Below are 10,888 nucleotides of genomic sequence, written 5' to 3' on the forward strand. Positions count from 1 at the left end.
TATTGTCGCGGCTTCTTTTGCAAGGATCTAGCCTAGCTTCGTGTTCATAAGTTCATCGTTTCCTACCTGCATAGAATGAAAGCCTTTTCAAAGGTTGCAACCCATTCGTAGTAAATTTAAATCTCAGCTACTTTTGTCTAAGTTTGTCCCACTTTATTCATATTATTTCTTTCACGCACAGAATGGCGCTTGTGCGCGACTTGGCAGTATTGACCTGTGACACTGATCTCGGACAAATTAAACGGTATAATGCCTTATGTCTTTCATGAGTAACGAAAATGAATTGTCGTCTTGGGTGTGGTGCTTGCTGTATTGCGCCTTCAATTAGCAGCGGTATTCCAGGTATGCCAAATGGTAAGGCTGCGGGTGAGCGTTGTGTGCAGCTGAGTGATGCCAATTTATGTTTGATCTTCGGCTCGCCCGATCGTCCCGCGGTTTGTAGTGATTTCGATGCATCGGAAGATGTATGCGGTCATTCGAACGAAGAGGCGCTTTGGTTGATTACCCAACTCGAAGCTCAAACCTCTCATTAAGTTTATCGCTGACAGGTGAAATATGCAGTTAACTCGTTATACCGATTTTGGCGTTCGAACCTTGATGTATTTGGCGGTGCAGCCAGACAGAACCACTTTATTTAGAATTGCTGAAATTACTCAGGTATTTGATCTGTCTCCAAATCATGTCTCTAAGATAGTGCATCATTTAGGCAAGATGGGTTACCTCGAAACCATTCGCGGCAAGATGGGCGGTTTCCGTTTGGGTAAGCCTGCGAGTGAGATTAACTTAGGTCAGTTAGTTCGGGTGTTAGAAAACTCGTTGGCGCCGATTGATTGCAGTAAACCTTACTGCCGATTCACGCCTGCCTGTAAGCTGAAAAGCGTGTTAGCACAAGCAGTTGAAGCGTATTTGAATGTGCTCGATCAATATACTCTGTTGGACATTGTGAGTAATCGTGATGAGTTACTTGCCTTGCTGCCTGACATGTCTATCTCAGTGTTACAGCTGGATTAGTTCCATTTTTGTGTGCAATGCCGATGGGGAGTAAGCTTGATGCTGGTACTAGATCAATCCCCTCGGTTTTTAGTCTTTGTAGATTGGCCTTTAAGAAGCGCATGGTTTCTGGATAAGGATGGGCAATCGCCACTAGGCTACCTTGAGTGTGTGCCTGACTTATCATTAAGTTAAATTGTCTTTCGAGTGCTTTAGCACTGGTATCATTGTCTAGAAACAGTTGGCGTTTTAATAATGGCACGCCCAACTGATCCGCTGTCTCTCCCGCCTTAGTGAATCTTGTTGTCATACTATCGATAAAATACAGATGCTTTTGTTTGAGGGTTTCCATAATCCAAAGCATAGGATCATCGAGTTGAGTCAGTAAGCTCCCCATGTGGTTATTGGCACCTTTAGCAAAAGGAACGCTGTTAATTGCATCGACAACACTGGCGCGAATTTGTGCCTCAGTCATAGTATTGGTCAATCCACCCAGCCCTAACGCCTTACCATTAAGCGCCTGCATAGGCAGATGCAGCATGATTTCGTGGCCTTTTTTATGGCCAGCATTTGCGAGTTCTTTGCCAAGAGGTGTATGAGGCAACACTGATAGTGTCACTGTGCTGGGCAGTGCCAGCACGGCTTGATCGGTATGACGATAACCTATGTCATCAATAATGAGGGCAATTTGAGCAGCATGACTTTGAGAAATGCTTAGGGCCAATAGGGCCAAGGAATAAAGTAAGCGCACAGTTTCTTCTTATTAGTCATGATGCTGTATCCATGCAATAGCTGAGGTCACTTGATGATCTTGGGCCAGAGATGCATGGGCGGATAGGGCGTCGATTATAGCCAAATTACCCGCGCCGGAACCAGTTTCTGCGGCAATTTTTATGTCTGGGACGATTCCTATGTTGTGAATGTTTTCACCTCTGGGGGTATTGTACTGAGCAATGGTGAGTTTTATCGCGTTACCGTCTTCTAAGATGGGGATCAGGCTTTGTACTGTGCCTTTACCGAAACTGGTCTCACCTAAGAGCTTAGCCCGACCATTTTCCTGCAATGCGGCGGCGAGCACTTCAGATGCTGAAGCCGAGCCTTTGTTGATCAACACTAGCATGGGCACGTTAGTTAGCATGGTTTGTGGTGAGGCGTAGTAGTCGGAGTTGGCATCGAAGAAGCGGCCAGAGGTTGAGACTATGCGCCCCTTGGCGAGGAATAGGTCGGCAATTTTAACGGCTTGGTCGAGCAAGCCGCCGGGATTATTGCGTAAATCTAAGATGAGTCCAGCGAGCGGTTTGTTTTGCCATTGGCTAAGTGAGCGCACCATATCTTCGGTCGAGTTTTCTTGGAAGCTACTTAATCTGACATAACCAATATTGCCATCAAGTAGTTGAGTGGTGACAGATTCGATAGTGATAGTGCTCGGCTTGAGTGACACCTCAAAGGTCGCATCGTCATTGCTGTGCTTAAGCACTAGCTTAATGCTTTGATTGCTGAGGCTATGTTTTTTTATCTCGGCAAGGATATTGGCGAGGTTAGTCTCGGTCGCCAGTGTGTCGTTGAGCTTAACGATAATGTCGCCTGCGCGTATTCCGGCTTGTTCTGCAGGGGAATGGGCGAAGGGGGCGATGATGTTGATGTGGTTATTTTGGGTTGCGACTTCGAAGCCGAAACCAAAATATTCTCCGCGATTGGAGTCTTTGAGATCGAGTAATTCTTGGTGATTCAAAAAGCTGGAATAGGGATCTAAGTGCTCAAAAATACCTTTGATTGCCGCTTGCACTAACTCTTCTTTCGAAACGGTTTTCACATAATAAGTTTCAACAGTTTCAAGCACATCTTGCAGTAACGGATAGTCAAAATCACTGCGATAGGACTTAGCGTTCTCTTGACTAGAGAGGCTGATGGATAGGCCCAAAGTTAGGCCTAATCCAACGCAACTGATATAGCGGATCATGTGTTTCATAGCCGTCCCCTGTGATGAGGGGACCGTTATGATTAGCGACAGTATTTCGCTGGATCGACGGCTTGCCCCTTGTGCCTTATTTCAAAGTATAGGCCAGCCTCGCTCTGTCCACCCGAACGTCCGACTAAAGCTATCGCTTCGCCGCTTTTTACCATGTCGCCAGGGCTTTTTAATAGGGTTTGAGCATGGCCGTACAGGCTCATATAACCTTTGCCATGATCGATAACCATCACCAGACCAAAACCACGTAACCAGTCGGCATAAATAACCTTACCACCTGAAACGGCTCGAATATTTTGCCCTTCTGGTGCGGATAACATAGTGCCTTTCCACACCACTTGGCCGGAACGTTGGCTGCCAAAGCTGGCACTGACGCGACCTTTCGTCGGCCATTTGAGTTTGCCACTTTGTTTACCAAAACCTTCCATCGAAGGATTGTCTTTCATGGCCCGTAGCGCTTGTTCGACCACGCGCTTTAAGCTGGCCTCTTCAATTTGCAACTGTTCCAGCTCAGCGCCCTTAGAATTTAAGGTGCGTTGCAGCTCTTTGATGGTCAGTTGACGCTGATCTTGCTCTTGGCTCAAACGTTTGGCTTGGACCTGTTGTTCGGCCACGAGTTTGGTTAATTGCTTTTGCTTACTCGTTTGCGACACCTTGATCTCATCTAGCTCGGTCAAGGTTTGCTTTAATTCGTTGATCGACTTCATCCGCGCTTTATTGAGGTATTGGTAATAGGCCAACATACGCTCGATAGTGGCAGGACTTTGCTGATTGAGCATCATCTTAGTGTAATCGTGATTACCGGCAAGATAGGCGCTCGACAGTTGTTTCGACAGTGTTTGTTGCTGACTTACTTTAAGCGTTTCTAACTCATCTTGACGTTGTTTCAGCTCGGTCAGCTTAGTATCGATTTGCGCTAAGCTATTTTTGGTGCTGTTGACTTTTTTGGCCGCTGACGCAATCGCTTCTTCATCGCTACGCAGCAATGACAGCAATTTCTCTCTTTGCTTACTTGTGGTTTTTAACGCGCTTTGTTGTTGATTTATTTGCGATTGGATTGATTTCAACTCGGACTGACGCTTCTCCAAATCAGAAGCGTTGGCCGAGAAAGATAACATCATAAAGCCAGCAAGAATGCTGGCTTTAACAAGGAGTCGAGTGCTCACTAGGTAACGGTTACTCTTTAATGTGGATTAAGGGCTTGCCCGTCATCTCTGCTGGAATGGCTTCGCCAATCAAGGTCAAGATAGTCGGTGCGACATCGCTGAGCTTACCACCTTCATCTATGGTCGCATTGCGGCCCACAAAGACGAAAGGTACCAGTTCACTGGTGTGGGCTGTGTGCGCCTGACCTGTGGTTTCGTCCGTCATTTGCTCGGCGTTGCCGTGGTCGGCGGTAATAATGCATTCACCACCCACTTTCGCCAGCGCATCCACTACACGGCCGATACAAGCGTCAACCGCTTCACAGGCTTTAACGGCGGCATCGAAATTACCCGTGTGGCCAACCATGTCGCCATTCGGATAGTTACAGATGATCACGTCGTACTTGGTCGACTCAATTGCCGCCACTAACTTGTCGGTCAGCTCGGCTGAACTCATCTCAGGCTGTAGATCGTAAGTCGCCACTTTAGGCGAGTTGATTAGGATGCGATCTTCACCTTCGAATGGCTCTTCTTTGCCGCCGTTGAAGAAGAAAGTCACATGGGCGTATTTCTCAGTTTCAGAGATACGCAGTTGAGTACGACCTTGTTTTTGCAGCACTTCACCTAAGGTATTCACCAAGTTTTCAGATGGATACGCGATAGGTGCTTTGATGTCGCCGGCGTACTCAGTCAGAGTGACAAAGTGCATTTTGGGCACTACAGCGCGTTCGAAACCATCGAAGTCTGGGTTGATAAAGCTACGGGTGATTTGGCGGGCACGGTCGGCACGGAAGTTCATAAATATCAGTGCATCGCCATCTTGCAAGGTCGCAACTTGGCCGTCTGCATCTGTAATTGCCGATGAAGAGACGAACTCGTCGTTCTCGTTACGCTCGTAAGCCGCTTCTAATGCAGTAACCGCATTGTCGTATTGGAATTTTGACTTGCCTTGGGTGATTAAATCGTAGGCTTGCGAGACGCGATCCCAACGATTATCCCTGTCCATTGCAAAGTAACGACCAATAATCGAGGCGATACGGCCATGGCCTAATGTAGTAAACAGATCATCAAAATGGCTCAAGCTGCTCTTAGCGCTACGCGGTGGTGTATCGCGGCCGTCGAGGAAAGCGTGCAAGTAAACCTTAGTTGCGCCACGGGCAACGGCCATACGGCACATCGCTTCGATATGCTCTTCATGGCTGTGAACACCACCGGCAGAAAGCAGACCCATAATGTGCACTGCGCCACCGGCTTTAATGGCCGAGTCAACCGCATCACACAGAGCTGGATTTTGTTCAAACTCATGATCTGCAATGGCTTTACTGATGCGAGTGAGTTCTTGATAAACCACACGGCCAGAGCCTAAGTTAATGTGGCCAACTTCAGAATTTCCCATCTGGCCATCAGGTAAGCCTACATCTAAGCCAGAACCTGAAATCAAACTATGGGGATATTGAGCGTTGAGACGGTCGAGTACCGGAGTATTGGCGTGGAAAATCGCATTGTTATGCGTGTTTTCACGGTAGCCCCAGCCATCGAGGATCAACAACGCGAGCGGACGTTTAGCTGTCGTCATAGTGATACCTTTAAGTTTTATAGAAGCGATAGAAATCTGAAATTGGTCAAATATTACTACGTTAGCGGGGTATGAAAAAGCGCTTTACCCCGATTAAGGTCATCGAATCACTAATTCGTCCAATTCTGTGGCTGGCTTGTAACAAGCACCTAGGCAATTGCGCTAAAAGTGCGATCTCGAACTGTGACTAAACTGCTGCAATCTGCCAAGGCAATCGGTATACTCTGTGCCCTTATCGAATTTTCGCCATTTATGCGGGCAATCATCATGCAAGAATATATCGAATTTTTTAAAGCTCACTCAATGTTAAGTCTGGCCTGGGTGGGATTATTTGTTGTGCTTGTCGCGAGTATCATCAAATCGAGCATGTCAAAAATCAAAAGTATTTCTCACCAAGAACTGACAATTATGGTGAACAGACAGGACGCTAAAGTGGTTGATGTGCGCTCTAATGACGAGTTCCGCAAGGGGCATATTGTTGATGCAATTAACGTTACGCTAGCAGATATTAAAAATAATCAGATATCTGCCCTTGAAAAGTTTAAAGCCAGTCCCATTATATTGGTATGCAATGCTGGCATGACCTCGTCTCAAGCCGCTCAGCTTTTAAGCCAACAAGGTTTCGAAAACCTGTATAACTTGAAAGGTGGTATGGGTGAATGGCAGGCAGCAAATATGCCTGTTTCAAAAAGCAAAAGATAAGTTGTCGGCGGCAGTTATGATTTAAGCTGCACCCTATCCTTTAGGCAGTGCAGCAATACAGTCATTATTGTTTGGCATACTGATCCTGCGGTCGCTAAGGGCTTAATGTAAGTTTTTAGACTGGTTCGATCGATACCCGAATATGGGTGCAAGTTGGGATGATACCGAGATCTGATACAGGCCTTGAGTAACATAAGCCCCGAGCCAATTTACGTTCAAAGATGAATTGGCTTTCAAATAATAATTGGCTTTCAACGAAAAGCCGATACAACATTGATAGGATAGGTAGGAAATTATGGCTGAAGTAGCAAACAACGAACAACAAGCCCCACAATTCAACATCCAACGTGTTTACACTAAAGATGTGTCTTTCGAAACGCCTAACAGCCCAGCTGTATTCCAAAAAGAATGGAACCCAGAAGTTAAGTTAGATTTAGACACGCGCAGCGCTAAATTAGCTGACGATGTGTATGAAGTTGTCCTGTCTTTAACGGTAACTGCACAAAACGGTGGCGATACTGCTTTCCTATGTGAAGTACAACAAGCTGGTATCTTCTCTATCACTGGTCTGACTGAGCCACAACTGGCGCATTCATTAGGTGCATACTGCCCTAACATCCTATTCCCATATGCTCGCGAAACCGTGGGCAGCTTAGTCGGTCGTGGTACTTTCCCACAACTGAACTTAGCGCCAGTTAACTTCGACGCGCTTTTTGCCCAATACGTGCAACAACGTCAAGCTGCTGCGACTGCACCAGCTGCCGAAGAAGCTAACGCTTAATTACATGAAAAACTCTGCCGATATCACGGTATTAGGGGCGGGCTCTTATGGCACCGCCCTTGCCATTTCTTTAGCCAGCAACGGTCATAAGACCTTGTTATGGGGACACGATCCTGTCCACATGCAAACGCTCGCTCAAGACAAGTGCAACCAAGCATTTTTGCCTGGTATTGCGTTTCCTGATTGTTTACAGATCGAAGCCGATTTAGCCAAAGCCTTAGCTGCCAGTAACAATGTGTTAGTGGTAGTACCAAGCCATGTGTTTGGAACTGTGCTTGAGCAAGCTAAACCGTTACTCCGTAGCGATGCGCGCATCGTATGGGCAACGAAAGGGCTCGAACCTGAAACCGGACGTTTGCTGCAAGATGTGGCCCGTGATGTGTTAGGTGAGCAATATCCGCTGGCGGTGTTATCTGGGCCGACCTTCGCGAAAGAATTAGCCATGGGTTTACCTACGGCCATTTCGGTTGCGGGTACTTGTCCTACGTTCACCAACGATCTCGTTGAGCTGTTACACAGCCCTAAACGTTTGCGGGTTTACGCCAACGACGACTTTACCGGACTGCAACTTGGCGGCGCGGTAAAGAATGTGATCGCGATAGGTGCGGGCATGTCTGACGGTATCGGCTTTGGTGCCAATGCCAGAACAGCCTTGATCACCCGTGGTTTAGTTGAGTTAACTCGTTTAGGCGAAGCCTTAGGTGCTAATGCGGCCACTTTTATGGGCATGGCGGGGTTAGGCGACTTAGTGTTGACCTGTACCGACAACCAATCCCGTAACCGTCGTTTCGGTTTAGCGTTAGGTAAAGGCTGTGATGTGATCACAGCACAGGCTGAAATCGGCCAAGTGGTTGAAGGTTATCGCAATACCAAGGAAGTGTTTACGCTTGCGAAACGCCTTGGGGTTGAAATGCCAATTACTGAGCAGATTTACCAAGTCTTATACCAAGGTAAATCGCCCGTCGATGCTGCGAAAGAATTGCTCAGCAGAGAAAAGAAATCAGAAACGCCCGCGCAATAAACCGCGAGCCGTGATGATGCTGAATAAAAGAAAGGGTGCTAAAATAGCGCCCTTTTTTGTGCCTAACGTTTGAGCTTACCTTTGCTCCGTTTAGCTGTTGCATGACTTGCTGACTAAAGGCCTGCGAGTCAGCAAACTGCCCGTTGTCAGCCAATACCAATCAATTTATCTGTGTGGAGTAAGAGCGTGAAACATCATGATGTCATTATTATCGGAGCCGGCGCCGCGGGATTGATGTGTGCAGCGACCGCAGGTTACCGAGGCCGTGATGTTCTCGTTCTCGACAATGCCAAGCAAGCGGGGCGTAAAATCCTCATCAGCGGTGGTGGGCGTTGTAACTTCACCAACTTGAAAGTCGAGCCCGCAAATTTCCTTTGTGGTAATCCCCACTTTGTTAAGTCGGCACTCGCACGTTATCCGTCGCAGCAGTTTATTGAACTGGTCGAGCGCCACGGTATTGAATACCACGAACGCGATCACGGCCAATTGTTCTGCAATGACTCGGCTAAAGAGATAGTCACTATGCTATTGACCGAGTGTGAATGGGCAGGCGTGACCATTAAGCTGCGCACCGATATTCTGGCCGTTAAAAAAACCGAGGCAGGGCGCTTTGAGCTCAACACCTCTAACGGCGAACTGAGCTGCGACTCACTGGTTATCGCCACGGGTGGCTTATCCATGCCTAAACTCGGCGCCACGCCTTACGGTTATCAACTGGCCGAGCAGTTTGGCCTCAAAGTATTGCCAACTCACGCGGGTTTAGTGCCTTTTACATGGCACAGTGAAGATAAAATTCGCTTCGAACCTTTGTCGGGCATAGCCGTGCCGAGCCGCATTACCGCCAAAGATGGCACTGCGTTTAGCGAAGCGCTGTTATTCACTCACCGCGGCTTATCTGGCCCTGCAGTGTTGCAGATTTCCAACTATTGGAAAGCGGGCGAAACCATAGAAATCGATCTCTTGCCTAATATGGATTTGGCGCAATTGCTAGAGCAGCAGCTCACTGCCCATCCTAAGCAAAGCCTGCGCAACACTCTCAGCCAATGGTTGCCTAAACGTTTGGTTGAAGTACTATTCGATGAAGTTCTGTTAAACAAAGCGTTAAATCAGCTTGTTCATGCCGAACGCGCCAAGCTGGTCGATGATATACACCGCTGGACATTATTGATGAACGGCACCGAAGGCTACCGCACCGCCGAAGTGACCTTAGGTGGTATTGATAGTAATGAGTTGTCATCCAAAACCATGGAAGCCAGCAAAGTCGCAGGACTCTACTTTATCGGCGAAGTCATGGACGTAAGTGGTTGGTTAGGCGGGTTTAATTTTCAATGGGCCTGGGCATCCGGCGTCGCCGCAGGACAAGCGGTTTAGTGTGTAGAGACAATAAAGTTTGCCCGTAAGCACTAAAGTTTGCCCGTAAGAGCATTTTTTGACAATAAAGTTTGCCCGTAGTGATGTTTGATACTATGCTTTCTGTATGAAATATATCAGGAAATTTTATGTCACGCGGAAGAAAGCTTGAATCTTTGCCAGATTATCAACGAGCCTTAAAAAATAAGTATGGAATTGGGCAAGGTTCCGATTATAAGCCGTGGCTGAGAATTCAGGATGTGAAAAGTCATGGTACTAGATCGATAATTTTAGGAAGAAAGTCTCAGAGAAGTCATCATATGATGTCCTCAATTGAGAGTGAGTTTTTCTATTTAGCTGAATTCTCCGACTGTGTCGTTGATATAAGAGAGCAGTTTCCAATTTTACCTCTCAACTACACGCAGAAAGTGGCGAGAATGTTGGGTGTTAAGCACCCTATCCATCCCAAAACTAAAGAACCTATCATTATGACAACGGATCAGTTGCTTACGATTGATTCTACTCAAGGTATTTCATATCACGCAGTTTCTGTTAAACCTGAAACTGAATCTGATAAACAACGAGTGCTCGAAAAGATTGATATTGAAAGAGTTTGTTGGGAACTGCTTGGAGTTAGGTTTAGCTACTTCACTGGCAATGAGTTAACTAAAGTACAAAGTCATAATCTTGATTGGGCAACAGCCCCGTTTCGTGAAAATCCAACGTTTTTTTCTGATGGACAGATAAATAGCGCATTAACTGTAATAAATGTTGGCCAGTTTTTTTTCGAAGATCTTTGTCATAAATTGATCTCTATGAATATAGCTTCACATGATGAGGCTCAATTACTTATTCGTTACTTAATTGCAGATAAGTTCATTGATGTGGATTTATCATCATATATTCCAGAACTAGGGATTTTAGATATTAAATCGATTGCAGATATGCAAAGAGGGCGTAGTGAATGCAATTTCCTAGAAACAGTGTTTGGGAGTTAAAAGGCTCTGATTTAGCTGAAGATGGTTTATACCGTGTTTTAGACATTATGCACGATGTTGCATCTGTCGTCCTATTCTCGCTTAATAAGGAATCGCCAATCTCTCGGCCTTTGGTTTTTTCTATGGAAGCATTTATTGAACATATAAAAAGTAAGAAAGCCAAAAAATCGGATTTTACTTTACCAAGTTTTCTTTTGGTCGCAGAAGAGAATATTCCAGAGGAACATATTGCCCGTAGAGATAAAAACTATGGACTTATTGAAAATATTGTTTCAGATCGGGCTTTTGTTTTTGATTACGCGACGAAAAAACGTGTTCCACATCTTGCAGAGTATGCAAAAAAAGTAGATATCGAT

The 10,888-nt window shown here is 46.2% G+C and carries 11 protein-coding genes and 1 pseudogene; 8 read left to right on the forward strand and 4 right to left on the reverse strand.

Annotation, left to right across the window (positions count from 1 at the left end):
* Positions 1 to 278 precede the first annotated feature (278 nt).
* Both FW758_RS23450 and FW758_RS23455 read left to right on the forward strand, forming a co-directional pair.
* Complete coding sequence (locus FW758_RS23450) at positions 279 to 533, forward strand: YkgJ family cysteine cluster protein (RefSeq protein WP_006083785.1); 255 nt, start codon at positions 279 to 281, stop codon at positions 531 to 533.
* 22 nt (positions 534 to 555) lie between these two features.
* Positions 556 to 1,011, forward strand: coding sequence for an Rrf2 family transcriptional regulator (locus FW758_RS23455; RefSeq protein ID WP_446446697.1), 456 nt, complete (start codon positions 556 to 558; stop codon positions 1,009 to 1,011).
* Here FW758_RS23455 and FW758_RS23460 read toward each other — a convergent pair.
* From FW758_RS23460 to gpmM, 4 genes are read right to left on the reverse strand one after another with little or no spacing between them, the layout of a single operon-like run.
* Positions 986 to 1,741 (reverse strand): divergent polysaccharide deacetylase family protein, encoded by a 756-nt coding sequence (locus FW758_RS23460; RefSeq protein ID WP_259521694.1) that lies wholly within the window; start codon positions 1,739 to 1,741, stop codon positions 986 to 988. The two genes, FW758_RS23455 and FW758_RS23460, sit on opposite strands and share 26 nt — an antisense overlap.
* Positions 1,742 to 1,753: 12 nt before the next feature.
* The gene (locus FW758_RS23465; protein WP_115335909.1) at positions 1,754 to 2,959 is read right to left on the reverse strand and encodes a S41 family peptidase; all 1,206 of its coding nucleotides are present in this window, start codon (positions 2,957 to 2,959) and stop codon (positions 1,754 to 1,756) included.
* A 32-nt stretch (positions 2,960 to 2,991) separates the two neighbouring features.
* Complete coding sequence (locus FW758_RS23470) at positions 2,992 to 4,125, reverse strand: murein hydrolase activator EnvC family protein (protein WP_006083781.1); 1,134 nt, start codon at positions 4,123 to 4,125, stop codon at positions 2,992 to 2,994.
* Between the two features lie 10 nt (positions 4,126 to 4,135).
* Complete coding sequence (gpmM, locus tag FW758_RS23475; protein WP_006084808.1) at positions 4,136 to 5,680, reverse strand: 2,3-bisphosphoglycerate-independent phosphoglycerate mutase; 1,545 nt, start codon at positions 5,678 to 5,680, stop codon at positions 4,136 to 4,138.
* Between the two features lie 267 nt (positions 5,681 to 5,947).
* Between gpmM and FW758_RS23480 the strand changes: the two genes are divergently transcribed.
* The 6 genes and pseudogenes from FW758_RS23480 to FW758_RS23505 form a co-directional block, all read left to right on the forward strand.
* The gene (locus FW758_RS23480) at positions 5,948 to 6,382 is read left to right on the forward strand and encodes a rhodanese-like domain-containing protein (protein WP_006083779.1); all 435 of its coding nucleotides are present in this window, start codon (positions 5,948 to 5,950) and stop codon (positions 6,380 to 6,382) included.
* A 295-nt stretch (positions 6,383 to 6,677) separates the two neighbouring features.
* Positions 6,678 to 7,163 carry a protein-export chaperone SecB gene (gene secB / locus FW758_RS23485; protein ID WP_006083777.1) on the forward strand — a complete coding sequence of 162 codons (486 nt, stop codon included), beginning with the start codon at positions 6,678 to 6,680 and terminating at the stop codon, positions 7,161 to 7,163.
* A 4-nt stretch (positions 7,164 to 7,167) separates the two neighbouring features.
* A complete protein-coding gene (gene gpsA, locus FW758_RS23490; RefSeq protein WP_006084809.1) occupies positions 7,168 to 8,184 on the forward strand; it encodes an NAD(P)H-dependent glycerol-3-phosphate dehydrogenase in 1,017 nt (338 codons plus the stop codon).
* Between the two features lie 186 nt (positions 8,185 to 8,370).
* Complete coding sequence (locus FW758_RS23495) at positions 8,371 to 9,555, forward strand: NAD(P)/FAD-dependent oxidoreductase (RefSeq protein WP_446446698.1); 1,185 nt, start codon at positions 8,371 to 8,373, stop codon at positions 9,553 to 9,555.
* Positions 9,556 to 9,683: 128 nt separating this feature from the next.
* A complete protein-coding gene (locus FW758_RS23500; protein WP_347675051.1) occupies positions 9,684 to 10,532 on the forward strand; it encodes a TnsA endonuclease N-terminal domain-containing protein in 849 nt (282 codons plus the stop codon).
* Positions 10,499 to 10,888 (forward strand): annotated as a pseudogene (locus tag FW758_RS23505) (hypothetical protein); the annotation flags it as partial. The gene FW758_RS23500 and the pseudogene FW758_RS23505, both read left to right, overlap by 34 nt.

Source organism: Shewanella sp. 1180_01 (genome assembly GCF_052850535.1).

Excerpts from the sequence above, each read along its gene's own strand:
- FW758_RS23450 (WP_006083785.1), top strand. The coding sequence starts at position 279 with ATGAATTGTCGTCTTGGGTGTGGTGCTTGCTGTATTGCGCCTTCAATT.
- FW758_RS23455 (WP_446446697.1), top strand. The coding sequence starts at position 556 with ATGCAGTTAACTCGTTATACCGATTTTGGCGTTCGAACCTTGATGTAT.
- FW758_RS23465 (WP_115335909.1), bottom strand. The coding sequence starts at position 2,959 with ATGAAACACATGATCCGCTATATCAGTTGCGTTGGATTAGGCCTAACT.
- gpmM (WP_006084808.1), bottom strand. The coding sequence starts at position 5,680 with ATGACGACAGCTAAACGTCCGCTCGCGTTGTTGATCCTCGATGGCTGG.
- FW758_RS23480 (WP_006083779.1), top strand. The coding sequence starts at position 5,948 with ATGCAAGAATATATCGAATTTTTTAAAGCTCACTCAATGTTAAGTCTG.
- secB (WP_006083777.1), top strand. The coding sequence starts at position 6,678 with ATGGCTGAAGTAGCAAACAACGAACAACAAGCCCCACAATTCAACATC.
- gpsA (WP_006084809.1), top strand. The coding sequence starts at position 7,168 with ATGAAAAACTCTGCCGATATCACGGTATTAGGGGCGGGCTCTTATGGC.
- FW758_RS23500 (WP_347675051.1), top strand. The coding sequence starts at position 9,684 with ATGTCACGCGGAAGAAAGCTTGAATCTTTGCCAGATTATCAACGAGCC.